The following is a 22679-nucleotide window of genomic DNA, read 5'->3' as shown; positions in this document are numbered from 1 at the left end:
GTCGGATCAGCTCGCCTCGGTGTCCTCGTCCCCGGCATCCTGCGCGTCCAGCGGCTGGTAGAAGCCGCCTTCGATCAGTTCCAGCAGGGTCTGCCTGCCGGCCGCCGACAGCGCCGCATAGTCCGTGCCGTCGAGGTGCTCGGCCGCGGCCAGGCGCTTGGCGTCCTTCACCGGCAGCGCGAACTGCAGGCCACTGCAGAACAGCATGGCGCCGCGGCTGGCGCGCCGCCACGCCGGCCGCGCCCAGGGATGCCGCTGCAGGACCAGGCCCTGTTCCAGCGCCGCGGCGATCTCCGCCGCCGGCGGCAGCCCGGCCGGCGGCAGGATCTCGCCGGCGGCACGGTAGGTGGTGATGAAGCGGCCGAACCAGGCGCCGAGCTTGTCCGGGTCGTTCATGCGCAGCGCATTCAGCGCCTCGACCACGCGGCCCATCGCCGCCGCATCGATCTCGTACGGATCGGCCGGGGCCTGCAGGTCTTCGTCGTGGTAGCGCAGCGCCTCGTCGGCGCCGTCGATCAGGGTGTCCAGGTAATCGGCGATCAGCTCGGCCGAGGACGGCGCACGCATGCCCACCGAGAAGGTCAGGCAGGCGTCCTCGGCCACGCCGTGGTGCGGCACCAGCGGCGGCAGGTACAGCATGTCGCCCGGTCCCAGCACCCAGTCGTGGGTCGGATCGAACTGGCGCAGCAGCTTCAGCTCCACGTCGTCGCGGAAGTCGGTCGGCGGCGCCGGGCGGCCCAGCGCGACGCTGGCGTCGATCTGCCAGCGGCGGTGGCCGTGGGCCTGCAGCAGAAACACGTCGTAATGGTCCACGTGCGCGCCGACCGAGCCGCCGCGCGCGGCGAAGCTGACCATCACGTCGTCCACCCGCCAGCGCGGCAGGAAGCGGAACTGCTCGAGCAGGGCGCGGATGTCCGGGTCCCACTTGTCCACGTCCTGCACCAGCAGGGTCCAGTCGTGGTCGGGCATGCCGGGGAACTCGTGCTCCTGGAACGGGCCGCTGCGCACGCGCCAGCGGTCGTTGGCGCGGTCGTGCTCGATCAGCCGCGACAGCGCCGCCTCCTCGCAGGCCAGCCCGGCCAGGTCGCCCGGCTCGATCGGCGAGACGAAGCCGGGGAAGGCGTTGCGGATCAGCAGCGGGCGCTTGTGCCAGTAGTCGCGCAGGAAGGTCGCGGCGGGCATGCCCAGCGGTTGCCCGGGACGGGCGTGGAGTTCGAAGGCGGGAGCGGCGGTCTTGCGGGCAGCCATGTGCAGTGGGGTCCTTGCAACGCGGAAGGGGGAGGGCGGGCGCGCAGCGGCACCGGCCGGACCCGGCCATTGTCCGCCGGTTTGCCGCGCGGGGCCATCGCGGGGTGCGGCCGACACGGCCGTCCGCCGCGGTTGCGGCGATCCCGGCGGCATGGCGTCGGCGCAGGTGCGCCTGGGTGGCGTGGGTCAGGCGCGCGGCCGGCCGGCGCGCGGGAGGCGGGAGCGCCGACCAGCGGCGCAGGTCGGCCCTGCGCTGCTGCGCTACTGGACGAGGATCCGGTTGTCGCGGCCGCCGTCGTCGACCTGGGCCGTGCCGCTGCGCTGGACGATAGCGTTGTCGTTGCCTTGCAGGGCGATGGTGGCGATCTCGCTGGCCTGCAGCTGGTTCTGGTCGCCGGACACGTCCAGCCTGTCGATGCGCGCCATCTGCAAGCGGCCATGGCGCCCGAACAGCGCGACCTTGCCCGCGTCGCCGCGCATCGTCACCTGGGCGTAGTCGCCGAGCACGCGCAGGGTGTCGGCCCGCTCGATCTGCAGGTTGCCGTTGCGGCCGAACAGGCTGACGGTGGTGCAGTGCCCGTGCAGCACCAGGGTGGCGTCGCGGCCGACGATGTTCAGGTCGCGGCCGTCGCAGTCGATGTCGCCGCTGGGCGAGGCGGCCATGCGGATCGGCGTCTCGGCGTCGCGTTCGTCGTCCTGTAGGTCGCCGGCCGAGGGCGCCGCCGCGATCGGCGGCGCTGGCTGCATGACCACGGTCCGGGCGGCGGCATGCGCGCCGTCGCCGGCCGGTGGGCGGGGGGCCTGCGCGCAGCCGGTCAGGACCAGCAGCGGCAGCACAAGCAACGGGGTGCGGTTCATTGCGGGGCTCTGCTGTGAGCCACCAGCATGCCCCTGGCCGATTAACCCAGGATGGACGGACCGTGGCTCAGACGCCGCGCGCCAGTCGCTCGGCCAGGCCGACGTAGCCGCCCGGGGTCAGGTCACGCAGGCGCTGCTTGGCGTCCTCGGGCAGCTCCAGGGTCTCGACGAAGGCGCGCATCGAATCGGCGGTGATGCCCTGGCCGCGGGTCAGCGACTTGAGCTGCTCGTAGGGGTTGGGCAGGCCGTGGCGGCGCATCACCGTCTGCACGGCTTCGGCCAGCACTTCCCAGGCGGCATCCAGGTCGGCATCCAGGCGCTCGGGGTTCACGGTCAGCTTGCCCAGGCCCTTGGCCAGCGAGTCCAGCGCCACCTGGGTGTGGCCGAAGGCGGTGCCGAGCGCGCGCAGCACCGTGGAGTCGGTGAGGTCGCGCTGCCAGCGGCTGATCGGCAGCTTGGCCGAGAAGTGCTCGAACAGGGCGTTGGCGATGCCGAAGTTGCCTTCGGCGTTCTCGAAATCGATCGGATTGACCTTGTGCGGCATGGTCGAGGAGCCGACTTCGCCTTCCTTGAGCTTCTGCTTGAAATAGCCCAGCGAGATGTAGCCCCAGATGTCGCGGGCCAGGTCGATCAGCACGGTGTTGGCGCGGCGGGTGGCGTCGCCCAGTTCGGCGACGTTGTCGTGCGGCTCGATCTGGGTGGTGTACGGGTTGAACACCAGGCCCAGGCTTTCCACGAAGCGCTGCGCGAAGCCCGGCCAGTCGACGTCGGGGTAGCTGGCGACGTGGGCGTTGTAGTTGCCGACCGCGCCGTTGATCTTGCCGGTCAGCTCGACCGCGGCGATCTGCTGGCGTTGCCGCTGCAGGCGCGCGACCACATTGGCCACCTCCTTGCCCAAGGTGGTCGGCGAGGCGGTCTGGCCGTGGGTGCGCGAGAGCATCGGCTGCGCGGCCTGTGCGTGGGCCAGGGCGCGCAGCGTGGCGATCACCGCGTCCAGGGTCGGCAGCAGCACCTCGCGCCGGGCCTGCTCCAGCATCAGCCCGTAGCTGAGGTTGTTGATGTCCTCGCTGGTGCAGGCGAAATGCACGAACTCCAGGGCCGGGCCGAGTTCGGCGTCGTCCTTGAGCTGCTCCTTGATGAAGTACTCCACCGCCTTGACGTCGTGGTTGGTGGTGCGCTCGATCTGCTTGACCCGCGCCGCGTGCTCCACGCCGAAGCCGTCGGCCAGCCCGCGCAGGCGCTGCGCCGCCGCCGGCGAGAACGCGGCCAGCTCGCCGATGCCCGGCTCGGCGCCCAGCGCCAGCAGCCATTCGATCTCCACCTTCACCCGCGCCTTGATCAAGCCGTATTCGGAGAAGATCGGCCGCAGGGCGTCGACCTTGCCGGCATAGCGGCCATCGAGCGGGGACAGGGCGAGCAGGGCGGAATCGGACATGGCGGGGCGTGGGGTGGTGTCGGCGGGGGCGCCATTCTACGTCGGCGCGGCCTCGGCCGGCCTGCCAGGGTGTGCCATCTCTCCCTGAGCCTGCCGCGCCACCGCCCTTCGGTTGGTCCTGGCAGGCCCGCTGGCGGCGCCGCGCGGCACCCTCAGGACGGGATGACGGACCCTAGCCGCACGGTCACTGCCTGGATGCGGTGGCCGGCCATGCGCTTGACCGTGAACAGGTGGCCGTCGATCTGCAACTGCTCGCCTTCCTCGGGCAGGCGCTGCAACTGGTGCACGATCAACCCACCGACCGAGTTGAGGTGCTCCGGGGCGCGCAGGTCGCGGCCGAGCAGGCGTTCGAGGCGGAAGATCGAGGTCGAGCCGGCCACCAGCACGCTGCCGTCGGCGCCGCGGGTCGGCGCATCCTTGACCACGTGCGGGTGCTCGTCCTCGATGTCGCCGACCACCACTTCCAGCAGGTCTTCCAGGGTGAAGTAGCCGAGGATGCGGCCGTGCTCGTCCACGCACAGCGCCATGTGCGTGGCGCCGGTGCGGAAGCGCTCCAGCACCAGCGGCACCGGCGTCTCCAGCGCGATCAGGTTGGCCGGGCGCAGCAGCGCGCGCAGGTCGTCGCTGCGGCGGCCGCGGGCGATCTCCACCAGCAGGTCCTTCATGTGCAGGATGCCGAGCACCTGCTCGCCGTCGCGGTCGAACCACGGGTAGCGGCTGTAGCGGCTCTCGGCGAACTCGGCCATCACCGCCTCCAGCGCCATGCCCTCGCGGAACGCGCGCAGATGGTCGCGCGCGCGCATCAGGTCGCCGGCGACCAGTTCCGGCAGCTCCAGCGCATGGCTCATCAGGGTCAGTTCGTGGTCGGGCGCGCCGCCGGCGGGGTGCTGGCGGCCCACGATCAGCTTCAGTTCCTCGCGCGAGTAGCGGTGCGAGGCATGCTCGATCTCGCCCCAGCCCACGGCCTTCAGCAAGCCGTTGGCGCTGGTGTTGAGCAGCCAGATGGCCGGATACATCGCCCAGTAGAACAGGTACAGCGGCGCCGCGGTCCACAGCGACATGCGCTCCGGGCGGCGGATCGCCATCGACTTGGGGGCGAGTTCGCCGAGCACGATGTGCAGGAACGAGATGACGCTGAACGCGATGACGAAGGCGCTCAGGCGCGCCGCTTCCTCGCTCAGCCCCAGCAGGTCGAACACCGGCTGCAGCAGGTGCGCGAAGGCCGGTTCGCCGACCCAGCCCAGGCCCAGCGAGGACAGGGTGATGCCGAGCTGACAGGCCGACAGATAGGCGTCGAGGTGGCCATGCACGTTGAGCAGCAGGCGGCCGCGCCAGCCGTGATGCTCGGCCAGGCCCACGGCCTGGGTGTGGCGCAGCTTGACCAGGGCGAACTCGGCGGCGACGAAGAAGCCGTTGAGCAGCACCAGCAGCATCGCCAGTGCCAACAGCAGGAGGTTGCCGATCATCTGCGGTCCCCGGCACGCGCCGCTGGCGCGTCATCGCGCCGGGCGGGAGAGGTGGAAACGGCGGAGTGCGTGGTCCGGCGCAGCGTGCGCCGGCATCTACAGTCTGAATCGTCGCCCATGGCGGCGTGGAAGTTCCATCGGTGATACGTCGCCGCAGTCTAGCCGATGCGCCATGGCGGCGGCGGCCGCGGGCACCGTCTCGCGCATTCGGTCACAGGCAAAGCGTCGCCAGCGAATACCGCACAAGCGCGCCACCGCTGTTGCGACTCCCCAATCCCGACTCCCAATTCCGGCCCTCCAGCCATCACGCCGCGACAATCTTTTCGTTTGCTAGACTTTCTGTAACCGTTTTCAACATCTACGTTCCCCCAATGAAATCTTCTTTGCGTCTGGCGGCGCTGACCGTCGCTGTGTCCGTTTTCCTGACCGCCTGCGGTGGCAAGCCCTCGGCCACGCCGACCGACTCCGATGCCAGTGCCGATGCCCGCCATGCCTCCGCCGATACTGCCGCCAGCGAAGCGGATCAGGCCCTGACCAGCAAGCTCAACGCCTACATCGAATGCTTCAACAAGGTCGATGGGCGCATCCACGAAGGCGCGCAGCAGTACATCCGCTGGATGGCCGATCCCAACGCCGGCCCGACCGGCAAGGAAACCAGCGTGTACGGGCCGGCCCCGATCGACGAGTACGCGATGAAGCTGTGCGATGCGCCGATGACCCAGGCGATCGCGGCCAAGCCGGCGCTGCCGGCGCTGGATGCGGCGGCAAAGCGCTATCTGGCCGCGTTGAAGACGCTGCAACCGCTGGCCAACCAGGCGCGCGACTACTACGACCGCGAGGACTACCAGGACGACCAGTTCGCCAAGGGCAAGCAACTGCATGCGCCGCTGATGGCCGCGCTGTCCGAATTCCACGCGGCCAGCGAGGCCTTCAGCCACGAGCTGGAGGCGCAGAACGATGCCGCGCAGCGCGAGCAGTTGAAGGCAATGGAGAAGGCCGAAGGCCGCACCCGCGAGTTCTATCGGCTGTCGATGATGCTCGAGGCCAAGGAGATCGCCGGCCTGATGCAGGACGACGACTTCGACACCGCCAAGGCCACGGAGCTGGTGGCCGGCTTCAACAGCCTGTCCGACGAGGCGCACGCCAAGGTCGCCAACCAGGAGCCGGGCAAGTCCGACTGGGCCGGCTTCGAAAGCGCGGCAGAGACTTTCCGCAAGGAATCCAAGGCGCGGATCAAGCGCGTGGCGGACAAGATTCCGTACAGCGCATTCGAGCAGCGCTCGCTGGACAATCCGATCGTCGCACCGGAAGGCTCGCCGGCACGCCTGCTCAAGAGCTACAACGACCTGGTGTTCCAGAGCAACCGGCAGCAATGAGCGTCGGGGCCGGCGGCGCATGCCGCTGGCCCCCACCCGTGCCGTCGTCCCGTCGTTTGCCGACAACGGCGCATGGCCCACGCCGTTCGCACCGCGCTGCTGGCGCGCGCGCGGTGCCGGCCAGCATGCGCCGTGCCCGCTGCCTGGCTCCGCGGATCCGATCCTCGCTCGGATGCGCCTGCCGATCGCGGCAGCCTCCAGACATTCCTAACATCCGCGGGCGCACACTGCTGACGCCGGGCGCTGCGCCGCGGATAATGCGCGCGCCAGCCGCAATCCCGCCAGCCTGCCTCCCCGGACGTCCGACGACGGCGCCGATGGATTCCTTTTTGCAGATGCGGAGATTGCGCAATGAGTGACAAATTCAGGGTCGAACACGACAGCATGGGCGAACTGCAGGTGCCCGCCGATGCCTTGTGGGGAGCGCAGACCCAGCGTGCGGTACAGAACTTCCCGGTGTCCGGGCAGCCGATGCCGCGCGGCTTCATCCGCGCGCTGGGCCTGATCAAGGCCGCCGCGGCGGGCGTCAATGCCGACCTGGAGCTGTTGCCCAAGGCCGTCGCCAAGGCGATCCAGGCCGCGGCGCTGGAGGTGGCCGACGGCCGCCACGACGCGCACTTCCCGATCGACATCTACCAGACCGGGTCGGGCACCTCGTCGAACATGAACGCCAACGAGGTCATCGCCACGCTGGCCAACCGCACCGCCAAGGGCGAGGGCAAGAACGGCAGCAAGACGCTGCCGACGGTGCATCCCAACGACCACGTCAACCTCGGCCAGAGCTCCAACGACGTGGTGCCGACGGCGATCCGGGTCGCGGCGTTGCTGGCAACGCGCGAGCATCTGTTGCCCTCGCTCAAGCACTTGCGCAAGGTGATCGACAAGCGCGCCAAGCAACTGCAGGGCGTGGTCAAGACCGGGCGCACCCACCTGATGGATGCGATGCCGCTGACCTTCGGCCAGGAGTTCGGCGCCTGGTCGGCGCAACTGGTATCGGCGCAGGCGCGCATCGACGACAGCCTCAAGCGCCTGCGCCGGCTGCCGCTGGGCGGCACCGCCATCGGCACCGGCATCAACGCCGATCCGCGTTTCGGCGGCAAGGTCGCCAAGGCGCTGTCGACGCTGACCGACTGCACCTTCGAGAGCGCCGAGAACAAGTTCGAGGGCCTCGCCGCGCAGGACGATGCGGTGGAACTGTCCGGGCAGCTCAACGCGCTGGCGGTGGCGCTGATCAAGATCGCCAACGACCTGCGCTGGATGAACGCCGGGCCGCTGGCCGGCCTCGGCGAGATCGAGTTGCCGGCGCTGCAGCCGGGCAGTTCGATCATGCCGGGCAAGGTCAACCCGGTGATTCCCGAGGCCACGGTGATGGCCTGCGCGCAGGTGATCGGCCACCACACCGCGATCACCGTGGCCGGGCAGACCGGCAACTTCCAGTTGAACGTGACCCTGCCGCTGATCGCGGCCAACCTGCTGGAGTCGATCCAGTTGCTGGGCAACGTGTCGGTGTTGCTGGCCGACTCGGCGATCGCCGGGCTCAAGGTGCGCGAGGAGCGGGTACGCGAGGCGCTGGACCGCAACCCGATCCTGGTCACCGCGCTGAATCCGATCATCGGCTACGAAAAGGCCGCGGCGATCGCCAAGCGCGCCTACAAGGAGAACCGGCCGGTGCTGGAGGTGGCCAAGGAGGACAGCGGCCTCGGCGAGGACGAACTGCGCCGGCTGCTGGACCCCGCCGCGCTGACCGAAGGCGGCATCCACGCCGGCGCGGGCGGCGGCGGCTGAGCCTGACCGGTGCTGCAGAGGCCTGGCACGGCGGTGTGGTCGTGCCAGGCGCATCGCAGTGCGGGCATCTCGAGCAGCGCGTTTCTGTTCCCGGCGCAGCGCGGTACGTCGCCACAACCCTCGTAGGAGCGGCTTCAGCCGCGACGGGCGGGGCAGGTCGGCGATCGGACACTGGCAGCAGTCGGGACTGAAGTCCCTCCCACATTGCCCCGGACGCCTTGGCGCGAGCTCTTATGGAAGCGGCGCTCCCACATCGCGCTTAGATACCGCAGCGCAAGCCCCTGTAGGAGCGGCTTCAGCCGCGACCGGGCTTCCCGGGAAAGCCCTTCGCGGCTGAAGCCGCTCCTACCGAAATGCTTCCAATCCCGACCGGAGGCGCTCTTGGGCCGCCGCCTGCGAGCGCCAGCAGGTCTCAGCGGCGCTCGGCCTGCAGATTGCCGAAGCTGTCGCGGTACGGTTGCAGCGACGGAATGTCGCGCAAGACCGCTTCCTGCGCGGCGGTGATTTCCGGAGTCGGCGCGAAGCCGACCGAGCGCATGTTCGGATCCGGCGCCGCGGTCTCCAGAGTGCGCTGGCGCTGCATCTGCAGGTGCATGAACAACTGCTGCAGTTCGGTGCGCTGCGCGGGCGGCAGTGGCAACTCGATGTCGTCGATGCGCAGGCTGCCGTCAGGGCCGATGGTGGCATTGGCGGCCGGGGCGCGGCGCAGCATCACGTTCATGCTGTCCACCGCCACCCGCGGCTTGCTGCGCTCGGCGCGCGAGGAGGCGGTCTCGCCACCGCGTCCGCCGCAGGCGGCGAGCAGCAGGCACAACGACAGCAGCGAGAACCAGGCGAACAGCGTCTTCTTCATGGGGGCGGTGCAGTGGGGGAGTAAGGGCATTCTAGAACGTGCGGCGGCTGCGGTCGTGGCGAGGCGCGCTGGCCGCGCGCTAGCGGCGCGGGTTCGGGGTGGACTGCATGGCGCGCGCGAGCACGCTGAACATCCGCTCGTCGGTGGATTGCGCGACGTTGAAACGCAGGAAATCGCCCGCGCTCAGCGACTGGCTGAAGGCATTGCCCGGCGCCAGCACCACGCCCTCCTGCAGGCAGGCGCGCGCGATTGCGGCGGCCTCCATGCCCACGGGCAGCCTGCACCAAAGGAACAGGCCGGCCTGCGGGATCAGCCAGGGCCGGATGCCGAGGCCCTGGAGCCGCGTCACGGTCCTGGTCATCTGCTCTGCCAGCCGTCGCCGCAAGGTCTCCATGTGCCGGCGGTAGCCGCTGTCGGTCAGGGCGATCAGCACGGCCTCGGCCGCCAGCCGGCCGCCGCCGAAGCTGGTGGCGATCTTCAGGTCGGCGAGGTTATCGATCCAGTCGCCACGCGCGGCGATGTAGCCGCAACGCAGCGATGCCGACACCGTCTTGGAGAAGCTGCCGACCTGGATGACCCGCGCCAGGCCGTCGAAGGCCGCCAACCGCGGGGCGGGGCTGGTCTCGAAATCCGCGAAGATGTCATCCTCGACGATCACCAGGTCCGAGCCCTCGGCCAAGAGCAGCAGCCGGTGCGCCGTCGTCGCGGACAGGGTCGCGCCGGTGGGGTTGTGGATCCCCGAATTGGTAATGTACAGCCGCGGTGCGTGCGCCTGCAGCGCCGCTTCGAAGTGCGCCACATCCGGTCCACTCGGCGTATAGGGCACGCCCACAACCTGCACGCGATGCGCCTTGAGCAAGGCATGGAAATTGAAGTAGCACGGGTCGTCGACCAGCACCGTGTCGCCGGGCGAGAGCAGGAAACGGCCGATCAGGTCGATCGCATGCGTTCCCGATTCGGCGAGCAGGATCTGTTCGGGCGGCGCCTGCACGCCATTGCCCGCCAACCGTCGCGAAAGGAACTGGCGCAAGCCAGGATGGCCCAGGGGCGTAGCGTACTCGGTCAGTTCCAGCGTGTCGGCGCGCGCCAGCGTGCGCAGTGCGCGGCGCATGCCCGCGCCGTACAGCCACTCCGGGGGCAGCCAGCCGCAGCCTGGCTTGAGCACGCGCTCATCCGCTTCCAGCGACTGCCGCGACACCCACAGCGGATCGATCTGCCTGTCGAGCTTCGGGCCGAGGTGCGCCAGCGCCAGCGGGGCCACGGACCCGGCCACATAGAAGCCCGACCCCGGCCGCGCCACGATCGCGCCTTCGGCCGCCAGCCGCTCGTAGGCTTCCACCACCGTGGACACCGACACGTGCAGCGCGCGCGCCTGCGTGCGTACCGAAGGCAGGCGCGCTCCGGGCAGGCTGGTGCGGTTGGCGATGCGGGCGCGGATATCGGTCATCACCGCATCGATGCGCGTGCCGGGTGCTTCAGGTCTGTCCACTGTCGTCAGCTGTACTGGATCTTGAGGCATAACAGTACTGCGAAACCGTATTGGACCGTATCTGGCCGCAGCGGCTTTGCGCGGCGTCTACTGCAGCGACGACGCAACCGGAGACGCGCATGGAAAAGACCAGCAGTGGCTGGATCAATGGATGTATCGGCATGATGATTTTTGCGGGGTCGTTGCCGGCGACCCGCGTCGCTGTTGCCGATTTCTCTCCCGTGTTCCTGACCTGCGCCCGCGCCAGCATTGCCGCCGCACTGGGGCTGGCGCTCCTGCTCGCGTTTCGGCAGCCGCGTCCGCGCCCCGCCGAGCTACCCGCCTTGGCGATGACGGCGCTGGGGGTCGTGGCCGGGTTTCCGCTACTGACCGCGCTGGCGCTGCAGCACGTCACCTCGGCGCATTCCATCGTGTTCGTGGGCCTGCTGCCGTTGTGTACCGCCGTCTTTGCCGTGTTGCGCGCCGGCGAACGCCCGCGTCCGACGTTCTGGGTGTTCTCGCTGGCCGGTGCCTGCAGCGTCGTCGGCTACGCGGCGATCGGCGGTATCGACGCCTCGCTGCAGGGCGATCTGCTGATGCTGGCCGCGGTGGTGCTGTGCGGGCTGGGCTATGCGGAGGGCGCGCGCCTGTCGCGCACGCTGGGCGGATGGCAGGTCATCTGTTGGGCGCTGGTGCTGTCGCTGCCGCTGATGGTGTCCCTGGCCTTGCTGACGCAGCCCGCGTCATTCGGCGCTGTGCGGATGCCGGCATGGCTCGGCCTGGGCTATGTCTCGCTGTTCAGCATGTTAATCGGCTTCGTGTTCTGGTACCGCGGCCTGGCGCAAGGCGGGATCGCGGCGGTCGGGCAACTGCAGTTGTTCCAGCCCTTCATCGGCTTGGGTCTGGCCGCGCTGTTGCTGCACGAAACGGTGAGCTGGACGATGCTGGCGGTGACCCTGGTCGCGGTGGTCTGCGTGGCCGGAGCGAAACAATACGCCCGCTGAGACCACGACCCGCCCGGCAGACGTGCACGATTGCCGGGTGGAGCGCGGACAGCGGGCGGTTGTGGACGAGCGTTGCGGCAGTGCGGCTGCCGCCGGTTACGCCGCCGAATGCTTGCAGTCGCGCACGTCGCTGTCGTCGAGGGTGGAGTAGGGACGGAACGCCGGCACCTTCTGCATCAGCGCATCCTGCGCGGCACGCAGCGCGGCGACTTGGTCGCAGATCTTCAGCGCCGCCTGCTTGATCTTGTCGGCCTGGGCCTCGACCTGCGCGCCGATGTGCTCGGTGTCGCCGCTGAGCACGCCGCTGATGGCGTCGCCGGCCGCCTTCACGCCGAGCGCCGCGCCGGCCTTGCCGACCTCCACGCCCTGCTTGCCCACCGCCTCGATCTGGCTGCGGTAGGCCAGCAGCAGGCGCTGCTGCTCGGCGTCCAGCGCGACTGGCTTGCCGTCGATCAGCAGCTTGCCGTCGCGGGTGATGGTGGCCGGTGGCTGTCCGTCCGCCTTCAGGGTGAGGTCGCCGTTGAGGAAGGTCAGGCTTTGCGCGCCGCCGTGATCGACCACGACGCGGTCGTTTGACGAGCGCTGGCAGGCGCTGAGCGCGAGCAGGGCGGCCAGGGCGAGGCCGGCCAGGGGCAGGGAACGGTACTGCATGGGCATGTCCTCGTGCGGAAGGGAGAAGGCGAAGCGCGGGATCAGCGCGGCTTGGGCAGGTTGACGCTGCCGCGCACGCCACGGTGGGTGACATCGCCGCTGCCGACCTTCTGCACGCTCAGGTTGCCGCCGACGTTGCCCACGTCCAGGTCGCCGGAGCCGACGGTCTGCACCGCGACGCTGCCGCTGACGTCGCGCAGTTGCACATCGCCCGAGCCGACGCTGTCGACCTGCACGCCGCCGCGCACGCCGTGCACGGTCAGGTCGCCGGAGCCGACGGTGCCGACCTTGACGTCGCCGCCGACCTGGTCGGCCTTGACGTCGCCCGAGCCCAGCGTCGGCAGGGCAACGCTGCCGACATTGCGCAGTTCGATATCGCCGGAGCCGACCGTGGCGCTGACCGCGCCGCGGATGTTCTGCGCGTGCAGATCGCCGGAGCCGATCTTGGCGTCGAGCGAGGCCACGCCGCTGATCTCGGCATCGCCCGAGCCCAGTTGCAGTTGCACCGGCAGGTTGGCGGGAATGCTGCCGGCCACGTTGAGGTAGGCGTAGCGGTTGCCGACGCTGATGCCGTGGATCTTGCCCTCGTGCTTGAGCGTCACCACCAGGGTGTCGCCGTCGTGGCGCTGGCGCAGGGTCAGTTCCTTGAGCATGTCCTCGTCGGAGGCGCAGGCGCGGCCGCGCAGGGTGGAGTCGCCGCCGCTGGCGCCGCTGAGCTTGAGGTCGTTCTGCTGCACGTCAAACAGCACCGACTTGACGCCGGCCAGGTCCAGCTTGAGTTCGCGCGGTTCGGAATACTTGCAGTCGTCGGCCATGGCGATGGCCGGCAGCGACAGCAGCGCACACAGGGCGAGGGTCTTGCGCATCGGGATACTCCTTGCAGGAAAGGGAAAGGGGACTACGGTGCGATCAGGCTTCGTCGCGCCAGCGGCGCACGTAGATCGCGGCGACGATGAAGGCCACGCCGACGGCGGCGCCGATCCACATGTCGGGGTCGCGGAACAGCACCCAGCTGTCGCCCAGGTGGATCGCATTGACCAGGTCCTGCGGACCGCTGATGTGGGTCTCGGCCACCTGCTCGTTCAGCACCGGACCCCAGCTGCCGGGCAGCACGCTGAGCAGGCCACGGTAGACCACGGTGTACCAGATCAGGTTGTGGTTGACATTGAGCATCGGCAGGATGCCCATCATGCTGGCGGTCACGCAGCCCAGGATCGGGATCAGCACCGCCCACAGGAACGGCTTGCTGCGCGCCCAGGCCGAGCACAGCATCAGCCAGCCGATCGCCGGCAGCGACCACATCACCTGCACCGGCAGTGCGGCCAGGACCATGCCGATGATGCGCAGCGGGTGCGATTCGGTGAAGACCGCGGTGCTCTGCGGGATGCCGTTGACCGACAGGGTCAGGGCGGTGACCACCCACAGCGCCAGGCCGATCAGCAGGCCGACGCCGATCGCCAGCAGCGGCGCCAGCAGCAGTGCCCATGCGGCCTTGGACAGCACGGTGCTGGTATCCGACAGCGGCAGCGACTTCCAGAACAGCACGCTGCGGTCGCGGCGGTCGTCGTACAGCGCGCCTAGCGCGTAGAAGAACACCACGAAGCCGACCACGATGCTGGCCAGCAGGACGCCGGCGAACATGGTGCCGTCGCCGACCGCGCCGATGATCTGGTGGGCGTTCTGGGCGTGGCCGTCCCACTGCACGTCGTTCAGCCGCGAGCCGCCGCCATTGTTGCGGCCGGCGATGCTGCCGATGATCGACAGCACCGTGTACAGCGCGGCGACGATGCCGCCGGTGATGACCGGCGCCCACAGGAAACCGCCGCGGTGTTCCCAGAACTCGCGCTTGAGTAGCCAGGTGAAGGTGGACACGGGAGAGATCGATTTGGCGGGAGCGTTCATGCGTAGGTGCCCTTCATGATGGCGACGAACAGGTCGGCCAGGCCGGGAGTGCGGGTTTCGCCGAGGGCGGCCAGCTGCGCCTGCGGCACGCCGTCGTACAGGAACACCGACTTGCCGAACGGCAGGCCGCGTTCGTCGATCGGCTGCAGCGCGCGCGCCGCCTCGATGCGCTCGGCCGGCACCAGCAGTTCGGTGTAGCGGGTGGCCATGTGCTCCATGTCGGCGCTGAGCACGATGCGGCCGTCGCGGATGAACAGCACGTCGGTGAGGATGTGCTCGATCTCCTCCACCTGGTGGGTGGTGATGACGATGGTCTTCTGCTCGTCGAAATAGTCTTCCAGCAGGCGCTGGTAGAACTCCTTGCGGTACAGGATGTCCAGGCCCAGGGTCGGCTCGTCCAGCACCAGCAGGCGCGCGTCGATCGCCATCACCAGCGCCAGGTGCAGCTGCACGATCATGCCCTTGGACATCTCGCGCACCCGCAGCTTGGGCGAGAGCTTGGTGTTGGCCAGGAAGCGCTCGCACTTGGCGCGGTCGAAGCGCGGATGCACGCCGGCGACGAAGTCGATCGCCTCGCGCACCCGCATCCAGCGCGGCAGCACCGCCACGTCGGCGATGAAGCACACCTCGTTCATCAGCGCGTCGCGCTGCTTGCGCGGATCCATGCCCAGCACGCGCAGCTCGCCTTCCACCGCGGTCAGGCCCAGCACCGCCTTCAATGCGGTGGTCTTGCCGGCGCCGTTGGGGCCGATCAGGCCGACGATGCGGCCGGGCGCGATCGTGAACGACGCATCGGCCAGTGCCGGCTTGTGGTTGTAGGTCTTGCGCAACCCCTGCGCGTAGACGACGGATTCGGATGCGACAGCGGCAGTCATGGCGTTTTCCCCGGTGGCAACAAGTCTTGCAGTGTCAGGCCCAGGCGCTGGATGCGTTCCAGCACCAGGGGCCACTCTTCGTTAAGGAAGCGCTCGCGCTCGCTGCCGCGCAGCTTCTGCGCCGCTTCCTCGGTCATGAACATGCCCAGCCCGCGGCGCTTCTCGACCAGGGCCTCGTCGGCCAGTTCCTGGTAGGCGCGCGAAACGGTGATCGGGTTGAGCTGGTATTCGGCGGCCACCTGGCGCACCGAGGGCAGGGCGTCGCCGGGCTTGAGGATGCCGTCGAGCATCATCGCGATGACACGCTCCTTCAGCTGGCGGTAGATCGGAGCGCCATCGCTCCATTGGATATCGCTCATGGTCAGCTCCGTGGGCGCAGGGTGCGCGCGAAGGAGAAATAAGGCACGGACAGCGAGGCCCGCAGACGCCGTACCGCCGGGACGGTGGCGGGTGCGGCGCCGGTGGCGCTGTCGTCGTGCGGCGTGCTGGCGCCATAATCCAGCGGCCGTCCCTGGTGGCGTTGGGCGCCGATCCAGCTCGCGCAGAGCAGGGTGCCGACGATGACCAGGGCCGGAAGACTGCGCTGGAGGCGTTTGAGATTCATCGTGGGACCTGCTCTGGGTGAGTGGTGTTGTATTTAACTATAACACCGTTACACGGCATGTCAACACGCTGCAGACCCAACTTCCGACCTGGTCGTGCGCAACTTCCCTTTCTCTCCGACGGTGCCCCATGAAATCTCCCAAGCGTCTGTTTTTTCTCGCGATCCTGGCCGCTGCCGGCACCGTCGGCAGTGCCTGGGCGGGCTCCTTGCTGGACCAGGACTACCGTCCGCTGGCCGGCAAGGACAAGGTGAACCTGAACAAGACCTACGGCGGCAAGGTGCTGCTGGTGGTCAACACCGCCAGCAAGTGCGGCTACACCCCGCAGTACGACGGCCTGGAGAAGCTGCAGCAGCAGTACGCGGCGCAGGGCTTCAGCGTGCTCGGCTTCCCGTCCAACGACTTCAAGGGCCAGGAGCCGGGATCGGAGAAGCAGATCCAGGAATTCTGCACGCTCACCTACGGGGTGAAGTTCCCGATGTTCGAGAAGGTGCACGTGATCGGCGACGATGCGACGCCGCTGTACAAGCAACTGACCCAGGCCACCGGCGTGGCGCCGGGCTGGAATTTCCACAAGTATCTGATCGCGCGGGACGGTCGCGTGGTCGCGCAATTCCCGAGCAAGGTCACGCCGGACGATCCGGCCTTGCGCAGTGCCATCGAACGCGAACTGAAAGCGCGGCCGGCGTCGCACTGAAAGCGGGTCAACATCTCGGCCGCGCATGCGACAATGCCTGCCTCTGTCTGCGCCATCGCGGCGCGTCCAGTTCACGGTTCACTTCCAGGGAAAGTAGCGAATGAAGATGGGAATGCGCGGCGCCGTGGCGTCGCTGGTGGTGGGGATGATGCTGGCCGCCGGCCAAGCGTCCGCGCAGGCGCCGGCTGCCGACAGCGCGGCGACGACGCTGAGCAGCGAGAAGCAGAAGGTCAGCTACGCGATCGGCATGGATGTGGCGCGTTCGTTCGAGCCCATCGCCCAGGACATCGACGTCAATGCGCTGCAGCGCGCGATCGAGAACGCCTTCAAGGGCGGCAAGCCGCTGCTGTCCGACGAGCAGACCCAGGCCACCGATACCGCGCTGCGCACGCAGTTGGCCGCGCGTAACGGCCAGCCGGTGCCGGGCATGGCGCCGGGCGCGCAGCCGCCGCCGGTGTCCAAGGAGAATGTCGGCCTGATGCTGGGCGACCGTGCGGTCGGCCCGTCGCTGGCGCGCATCCAGAACGACATCGACCTGCCGACGCTGCTGGGCGCGGTGCGCACCGTGTTTGCCAAGGGCCAGACCGCGATGACCCAGGAGCAGGCGATGGCCACGCTGCAGGCGTTCGGCGCCTCCAAGCAGGCCGCCGTGGCGACCAAGAACAAGCAGGAGGGCAACGCCTTCCTGGCCCAGAACAAGAACCAGAAGGGCGTGATCACCACGCCGTCGGGCCTGCAGTACATGGTGCTGCGCGAAGGCAGCGGCCCGCGGCCAACGCCCACCAGCAAGGTGCGGGTGAACTACGAAGGCAAGCTGCTCGACGGCACCGTCTTCGACAGCTCCTACAAGAACGGTCAGCCGGCCGAGTTCTCGCTGAACCAGGTCGTGCCGGGCTGGAGCGAGGGCGTGGCGCTGATGCCGGTCGGGTCCAAGTACCGCTTCTGGATTCCGTCCAATTTGGGCTACGGCCCGCAGGGAACGCCGGGCGGCCCGATCGGCCCGGATGCGATGCTGACCTTCGACGTGGAACTTTTGAACATCCTTCAATAACCGAAAGGAGATTACATGCGCGTAGCGATATTCGGCACCGGCTATGTCGGGCTCGTCACCGGAACCTGTCTGGCCGAAGTCGGCCACCATGTGGTGTGCGTAGACATCGACCAGGCCAAGGTGGATGGGCTCAACAAGGGCGTGGTCCCGATCTACGAGCCTGGCCTCTCGCCGATGGTCAAGGCCAATCACGCCGCACGGAGGCTGTTCTTTACCACCGATGCGGCCAGCGCCATCGCGCATGGGGATATCGTGTTCATCGCCGTCGGCACGCCGCCGGACGAGGACGGTAGCGCAGATCTGCAGTACGTCCTGGCGGTGGCCCGCACCATCGGCCAGCACATCCAGGGGCCGACCATCGTGGTCAACAAGTCGACGGTCCCGGTGGGCACCGCCGACAAGGTGCGCGCGGCGATCGCCGCCGAGCTGGAAGCGCGCGGCGAAGCGATCGACTTCGATGTGGTCTCCAACCCGGAGTTCCTGAAGGAAGGCGATGCGGTCGCCGACTGCATGCGGCCGGACCGCATCGTCATCGGCAGCAGCAAGCCCGGCTCGGCCGCGCGCCTGCGCCGCCTGTATGCGCCGTTCAACCGCAACCACGACCGCATCGTGGAGATGGACGTGCGGTCGGCCGAACTGACCAAGTACGCGGCCAACGCGATGCTGGCGACCAAGATCAGTTTCATGAACGAGATCGCCAACATCGCCGAGCGCGTCGGCGCCGACGTGGAGAAGGTGCGCCAGGGCATCGGCTCGGATCCGCGCATCGGCTGGCACTTCATCTACCCGGGTGCCGGCTACGGCGGCTCGTGCTTCCCCAAGGACGTGCAGGCGCTGGCGCGCACCGCGCAGCAGTACGGCCATGCGCCCCGGCTGCTGGATGCGGTGGAAGCGGTCAACGAGGCGCAGAAGGGCCACCTGTACGAGCTGATCCAGCGCCACTACGGCGCGGCGCAGCCGCTGAAGGGCAAGACCTTCGCGGTGTGGGGCCTGGCGTTCAAGCCCAACACCGACGACATGCGCGCCGCCTCCAGCCGCCGCCTGTTGGCGCAACTGTGGGAAGCGGGCGCCACGGTCCGTGCCTACGATCCTGAAGCGACCGACGAGGCCAAGCGCATCTTCGGCGAGCGCGCCGACCTGCACTTCTGCAGCGATGCCTTCGATGCGCTGGAAGGCGCCGACGCGCTGGTGGTGGTCACGGAGTGGAAGCAGTTCCGCAGCCCGGACTTCACCCGCATGAAGGAGCTGATCGGCGATGCGGTGGTGTTCGACGGCCGCAATCTCTACGATCCGCAGGAAATCGAGAGCTTCGGCCTGGCGTACTACGGCATCGGCCGCGGACGTTCGATCCATGCAGCATGATTTTTCCACCCAGGATCGGTTGCTGGAGAACCGCCTGATCGAGCTGGAAACGCGCCTCTCCTTCCAGGAGCAGGCGCTGGCGGAAATGAGCGATGCCCTGGCCGAAGCGCGGATCGAAAGCCAGCGCAACGCCGAGTTGCTGCGTCACCTGCTCGAGGATCTGGGCAAGGTGCGCAGCACGCTCTACGCCGACCCGGCCGACGAACCGCCGCCGCCGCATTACTGATCCCCCGAACCGATCGATTCCGTCCCGATGAGCGATACCCTCCGCGAGCAGTTGCTGGGCCTGGGCTTCAAGCCCGCGCCGAAACCCGAACGCAAAGCCCCGCCCGCCGCGCCGCGGCCGCAGGGACGGCCGGGCCAGCGCCCGGCACCGGCCGGGGCGCGCGGCGAGCGCGCTCCCGGCGGCGCGCCCAACACCGGCAAGCCCGGTGGTGGGCGCGGCCGTCCGCACGGCCAGGGGCAGGGCAAGCCGCAGGGCGCGGGCGGCCCGCCGGCACGGCCGCCGCGCAGCCGTGAGGACATCGACCTGGCCAAGGCCTATGCGATCCGCGCGCAGCGCGAGAAGGACGAGCGGATCGAGGCGGAGCGGCAGAAGCAGGAAGAAGCGCGCCTGCGCCGCGAGGCGCGGGCCAAGCTCGACGAACTGCTCAAGGGCCAGGCGCTGAACCAGGCCGAGGCCGACATCGCCCGCCACTTTCCCTATGGCGGCAAGATCAAGCGCATCTACGTCACCGCCGACCAGCTCAAGGCGCTCAACGCCGGCGAGCTGGGCGTGCTGCAGCAGAACGGCCGCTACCTGCTGGTGACCGCGGCGCTGCTGGACCAGGCCGAAGCGATCTTCCCGGCGGCGGTGGCGCTGCGGGTGGATCCGAACGCGCCGGCCGAGGAAGATCCCTACGCCGATCCCAAGTACCAGATCCCCGACGATCTGGTCTGGTAGGCGTGACGCTCCCAGGGACGGGCACGCTGGACGCAGGGCGCGGCCACACGTTGCCGCACGCGCAGCCCGGTGGCGGCTATCTGCCGTACGTGGACGGGCTGCGCGCGATCGCGGTGCTGGCGGTGATCGCCTACCACCTCGATCCGGCGTGGCTGCCGGGCGGGTTCACCGGCGTGGACATGTTCTTCGTGATCTCCGGCTTCGTGGTCAGCGCCTCGCTGCAGCGCTTGCCGGCGGCCGGACAGCTGGGCGTGTTCGCGCAGTTCTACGCGCGGCGCATGCGCCGCATCGCGCCGGCCCTGGTGGTGTGTCTGCTGGTCACGGGGCTAGCCAGCGGCCTGTTCATTCCCGAGTCCTGGCTCAGCGAGACCAGCGCCAAGACCGGGCGCATGGCCTTCGTCGGCCTCAGCAACTGGGTGCTGGCCGCGACCGGCAACGATTACTTCTCGCCCAAGGCCGAATTCAATCCCTACACCCACACCTGGTCGCTGGGCGTGGAGGAGCAGTTCTACCTGCTGTTCCCGCTGTTGTTCCTGGCCTGGAACCGCGGTGGCCGCGGCCGGCTGTGGTCGACGCTGCTGGTGGCGCTGGCCTCGGCCGCCTCGCTGGCGTTCGCCTGGCGGCATAGCCGCGACGCCGGCGATGCCGCGGCCGCGTTCTATCTGACCACCGCACGCTTCTGGCAACTCGGCAGCGGCGTGCTGCTGTACCAGGTGCTGGCATTGCGCGGACGGTACGACGCCGGCACGCAGGCGCCGCCACCGGGCGCGTGGAGCTGGCGTTCGCCGCTGTTGGCGGCGGTGCTGGGGGTGGTCGCGGTCGGCCTGTGGCGTGCGCGCCCGGGCCACTCGCCGTGGCCGGACGGGCTGTGGCCGGCGCTGGGTACGCTCGGCCTGCTGGCGCTGCTGCATGGCGCCCCAGCCGGCTGGACCCGTCGCGCGCTGGCCCACCGCGTACCGGTGGCGATCGGCCGCGTGTCGTATTCGCTGTACCTGTGGCACTGGCCGGTGTTCGTGCTGTTCCGTTGGACCGTCGGCCTGGAATCGGCGCCGGCCAGGGCCGTGGCGCTGCTGCTGGTGGCGGTGCTGGCGCTGGCCTCGTACCGCTGGGTGGAGTTGCCGTGGCGGCATGGCCGCATTGGCCGCGCGCGCACCCCGGCGCGGACCATCGCCGCCGGGCTGGGGCTGATCCTGCTCGCCGCCGGCACCCATGCGCTGCTGCAGGACACCCAGCGCTACTACGGGCTGAGCACGGTCAGCCGACATCCGCTGGACTGGTACGCCTATGCCAAGGGCCTGCGCCGCGAGTTCCCGCACTGCACGCTGCAGACCCGCCAGGTACCGGTACAGGTGGGTAGCGCCAAGCTGTTCGAACGCGGCGCCTGCACGCTGCACAACCACGCGGGCGGCCAGTTGTTCGTCGCCGGCGACTCGCATGCGCTGGCCTACAACGAACTGCTGCGGCGTTTCGCCCTGCAGAGCGGGATGCCAGTGCGGCTGTACGGCGTCGGCGGTTGCCCGATCGTCGGCCTGCAGGCCTGGCAGGCCAGCAATCCGGGCTGCCAGGCCTACGAACGCAGCACCCTGGCCGATGTCGCCGCGCACGCGCGCGATGGCGATGTGCTGTTCCTGCCCGCGTTGCGGGTGCTGCGCCTGGCCGACCAGGACCGCCTCTTCGACGAGACGGCGGTGATGGCCGAGCAGGAGGGTGCCGAAGCGCAGGCCGCGCGCGGCGCTGGCGAAGCGGCCGCGCTGGCGCTGCTGCAGCCCCTGGCGCAGCGCGGCGTGCGCATCGTCTTCGAGGCGCCCAAGCCGGTGCTGCGCGCGCCGCCGTATCGCTGTTCGGACTGGTTCAACCGCGGCAATCCGATCTGCGCGCACGGCATCCCGATCCCGCGCGCGACCATGGAGCGTTACCGCGCGCCGGTGTTGCAGAGCCTGCAGCGCATTGCCGCGCAGCTGCCGCATGCCTCGGTGTGGGATCCCTTGCCGCTGCTGTGCGACGCGCGGCAATGCACCGGCAGCCGCGACGGGCGCCCGCTGTTCTTCGACGCCGATCACCTCAGCGGCTACGGCAACCGCGTGCTGTTGCCGGACTTCACGTCGCACATCGCGGCGATCCAGGCACACTCGCCGCCGGCGCCTTGAGGCGCAGCCCCTTCGCCCCCGCATCGCAAGGAGTTCGCGCATGCCTGTTCCACGTTTTCTCGCGCCGCCGTCGCTGGCGGTGTCGGCGTCCGTCGCCGCCCGCCATGGCCGCCGGCCGCCGTTGCGCCGCCGCGGCGATGTGCTGTTGCGCGGAGCCCTGCTGCTGGCCGCCACCGCCGGCAGCGCCGGCGTGGCCTGCGCCGATGACGCCCCGGCGTTCGACCGGCCTGGCATCGGCTTCGCCTCGAGCACCCTGCAGCGCGGCCAGGTGGCCTGGGAGCAGGCGTTCTTCGATGGCAGCTACGACCGCGACGGCGACGTGCGCAGCACCGAGTACGTCGCCAACAGCCGGCTGCGGATCGGCCTGAGTGCGCGCACCGAACTGCAGTTGGCGATCGACAGCCAGGTGTGGCAACGCGTGCGCGGCGGCGGCCAGGACCGGCGCGGGCACAGCGGCGGCGACGCCAGCATCGGCCTGAAGCAGGCGCTGCCCAGCGCCAGCGACGGCTTCACCTGGGCGCTGCTCGGCAGCGCCAGCCTGCCGGTCGGCCGCGCGCCGTACGGCGATGCCGGCCACCGCTACGACCTGGGCCTGAGTGCCGGATGGGACCTTCCCGAAGGCCGCAGCCTGGCGCTGTACGGCAATGTCAGCGACAGCGAGGACGGTTCCGGCTGGAGCGTGTCGCCGAGCTACACCTTCTATGCCGGCGACACCCTGAGTGCCTACGTCGAGGCCGGCATCGGCGGTGGCGAGGACGACATGCGCGCGCTCGGCAGCGGCGTCACCTGGCTGTTCGCCGAGCGCGTGCAACTGGATGTGTCGGTTCTGCGCGGCCTGTCGTCGCAGACGCCGGACTGGCAGGGCGGCCTCGGCATTTCCGTGCTGCTGCGCTGAGCCCGAAGCCCCTCTCCCGTCGGGAGAGGGGGTGGGTGAGGGTGGGCGCGAAGCGTCTCGT

Annotated in this window: 22 protein-coding genes; 10 read left to right on the top strand and 12 right to left on the bottom strand. The window is 69.4% G+C overall.

Annotation, left to right across the window (positions count from 1 at the left end; genetic code table 11):
• Window positions 1–6 precede the first annotated feature (6 nt).
• The 4 genes from M3U25_RS07180 to M3U25_RS07165 form a co-directional block, all read right to left on the bottom strand.
• Window positions 7–1248 carry a cupin domain-containing protein gene (locus M3U25_RS07180; RefSeq protein WP_355496881.1) on the bottom strand — a complete coding sequence of 414 codons (1242 nt, stop codon included), beginning with the start codon at window positions 1246–1248 and terminating at the stop codon, window positions 7–9.
• Between the two features lie 261 nt (window positions 1249–1509).
• The gene (locus M3U25_RS07175; protein WP_355496883.1) at window positions 1510–2106 is read right to left on the bottom strand and encodes a DUF3060 domain-containing protein; all 597 of its coding nucleotides are present in this window, start codon (window positions 2104–2106) and stop codon (window positions 1510–1512) included.
• A gap of 67 nt (window positions 2107–2173) precedes the next feature.
• On the bottom strand, window positions 2174–3541 hold the full coding sequence (gene purB / locus M3U25_RS07170) for an adenylosuccinate lyase (protein WP_355496885.1): 1368 nt from the start codon (window positions 3539–3541) through the stop codon (window positions 2174–2176).
• A 152-nt stretch (window positions 3542–3693) separates the two neighbouring features.
• Window positions 3694–5007 carry a hemolysin family protein gene (locus tag M3U25_RS07165; protein WP_355496888.1) on the bottom strand — a complete coding sequence of 438 codons (1314 nt, stop codon included), beginning with the start codon at window positions 5005–5007 and terminating at the stop codon, window positions 3694–3696.
• 371 nt (window positions 5008–5378) lie between these two features.
• On the opposite strand from M3U25_RS07165, the gene M3U25_RS07160 reads away from it, so the two are divergent.
• Both M3U25_RS07160 and M3U25_RS07155 read left to right on the top strand, forming a co-directional pair.
• Window positions 5379–6383, top strand: coding sequence for a YiiG family protein (locus tag M3U25_RS07160; protein ID WP_355496891.1), 1005 nt, complete (start codon window positions 5379–5381; stop codon window positions 6381–6383).
• A gap of 351 nt (window positions 6384–6734) precedes the next feature.
• Window positions 6735–8168 (top strand): class II fumarate hydratase, encoded by a 1434-nt coding sequence (locus M3U25_RS07155; RefSeq protein ID WP_355496894.1) that lies wholly within the window; start codon window positions 6735–6737, stop codon window positions 8166–8168.
• Between the two features lie 412 nt (window positions 8169–8580).
• On the opposite strand, the gene M3U25_RS07150 is transcribed toward M3U25_RS07155, so the two are convergent.
• On the bottom strand, window positions 8581–9021 hold the full coding sequence (locus M3U25_RS07150; protein ID WP_355496897.1) for a hypothetical protein: 441 nt from the start codon (window positions 9019–9021) through the stop codon (window positions 8581–8583).
• A gap of 79 nt (window positions 9022–9100) precedes the next feature.
• Complete coding sequence (locus tag M3U25_RS07145; protein ID WP_355497726.1) at window positions 9101–10468, bottom strand: PLP-dependent aminotransferase family protein; 1368 nt, start codon at window positions 10466–10468, stop codon at window positions 9101–9103.
• A 161-nt stretch (window positions 10469–10629) separates the two neighbouring features.
• On the opposite strand from M3U25_RS07145, the gene M3U25_RS07140 reads away from it, so the two are divergent.
• Window positions 10630–11493: a DMT family transporter gene (locus M3U25_RS07140; protein ID WP_355496900.1), complete on the top strand. Its 864-nt coding sequence runs from the start codon at window positions 10630–10632 to the stop codon at window positions 11491–11493.
• A gap of 96 nt (window positions 11494–11589) precedes the next feature.
• Here the strand turns inward: M3U25_RS07140 and M3U25_RS07135 are convergent, their stop codons facing one another.
• Genes M3U25_RS07135 through M3U25_RS07110 form a run of 6 tightly spaced genes read right to left on the bottom strand, consistent with a single transcriptional unit; the run spans window position 11590 to window position 15525 of the window.
• Window positions 11590–12144, bottom strand: a complete 555-nt coding sequence (locus tag M3U25_RS07135) for a DUF2884 family protein (RefSeq protein ID WP_355496903.1) — start codon at window positions 12142–12144, stop codon at window positions 11590–11592.
• Window positions 12145–12185: 41 nt separating this feature from the next.
• Window positions 12186–13010, bottom strand: a complete 825-nt coding sequence (locus M3U25_RS07130) for a hypothetical protein (protein WP_355496906.1) — start codon at window positions 13008–13010, stop codon at window positions 12186–12188.
• Window positions 13011–13053: 43 nt separating this feature from the next.
• On the bottom strand, window positions 13054–14046 hold the full coding sequence (locus tag M3U25_RS07125; protein WP_355496909.1) for an ABC transporter permease: 993 nt from the start codon (window positions 14044–14046) through the stop codon (window positions 13054–13056).
• Window positions 14043–14921, bottom strand: a complete 879-nt coding sequence (locus tag M3U25_RS07120) for an ABC transporter ATP-binding protein (RefSeq protein ID WP_242160425.1) — start codon at window positions 14919–14921, stop codon at window positions 14043–14045. The genes M3U25_RS07125 and M3U25_RS07120 overlap by 4 nt, the downstream gene beginning before the upstream one ends.
• Entirely contained in the window at window positions 14918–15280 is a 363-nt protein-coding gene (locus M3U25_RS07115) for a GntR family transcriptional regulator (protein WP_017908106.1), read from the bottom strand. The genes M3U25_RS07120 and M3U25_RS07115 overlap by 4 nt, the downstream gene beginning before the upstream one ends.
• Window positions 15281–15282: 2 nt before the next feature.
• On the bottom strand, window positions 15283–15525 hold the full coding sequence (locus M3U25_RS07110) for a hypothetical protein (RefSeq protein WP_242160424.1): 243 nt from the start codon (window positions 15523–15525) through the stop codon (window positions 15283–15285).
• Between the two features lie 128 nt (window positions 15526–15653).
• Here M3U25_RS07110 and M3U25_RS07105 point away from each other — a divergent pair, with 128 nt between their 5' ends.
• The 7 genes from M3U25_RS07105 (at window position 15654) to M3U25_RS07075 (ending at window position 22618) form a co-directional block, all read left to right on the top strand.
• Window positions 15654–16220 (top strand): glutathione peroxidase, encoded by a 567-nt coding sequence (locus M3U25_RS07105; RefSeq protein WP_355496914.1) that lies wholly within the window; start codon window positions 15654–15656, stop codon window positions 16218–16220.
• Window positions 16221–16320: 100 nt separating this feature from the next.
• Complete coding sequence (locus M3U25_RS07100; RefSeq protein WP_355496917.1) at window positions 16321–17271, top strand: FKBP-type peptidyl-prolyl cis-trans isomerase; 951 nt, start codon at window positions 16321–16323, stop codon at window positions 17269–17271.
• A gap of 15 nt (window positions 17272–17286) precedes the next feature.
• The gene (locus M3U25_RS07095) at window positions 17287–18633 is read left to right on the top strand and encodes a UDP-glucose/GDP-mannose dehydrogenase family protein (RefSeq protein WP_242160421.1); all 1347 of its coding nucleotides are present in this window, start codon (window positions 17287–17289) and stop codon (window positions 18631–18633) included.
• Window positions 18623–18859, top strand: coding sequence for a SlyX family protein (locus tag M3U25_RS07090; RefSeq protein WP_010344225.1), 237 nt, complete (start codon window positions 18623–18625; stop codon window positions 18857–18859). Before M3U25_RS07095 ends, M3U25_RS07090 begins: the two co-directional genes overlap by 11 nt.
• A gap of 27 nt (window positions 18860–18886) precedes the next feature.
• Window positions 18887–19576, top strand: a complete 690-nt coding sequence (locus tag M3U25_RS07085; protein WP_355496922.1) for a DUF2058 family protein — start codon at window positions 18887–18889, stop codon at window positions 19574–19576.
• Between the two features lie 2 nt (window positions 19577–19578).
• Entirely contained in the window at window positions 19579–21723 is a 2145-nt protein-coding gene (locus M3U25_RS07080) for an acyltransferase family protein (protein WP_355496925.1), read from the top strand.
• Window positions 21724–21763: 40 nt separating this feature from the next.
• The gene (locus M3U25_RS07075) at window positions 21764–22618 is read left to right on the top strand and encodes a transporter (RefSeq protein WP_355496927.1); all 855 of its coding nucleotides are present in this window, start codon (window positions 21764–21766) and stop codon (window positions 22616–22618) included.
• Window positions 22619–22679 lie beyond the last annotated feature (61 nt).

The sequence above is a fragment of the Xanthomonas sp. PPL134 genome (assembly GCF_040595915.1).
In the GTDB taxonomy this organism is placed as follows: Bacteria; Pseudomonadota; Gammaproteobacteria; order Xanthomonadales; family Xanthomonadaceae; genus Xanthomonas_A; species Xanthomonas_A indica.
This window is presented reverse-complemented; position numbering and strand designations above follow the sequence as displayed.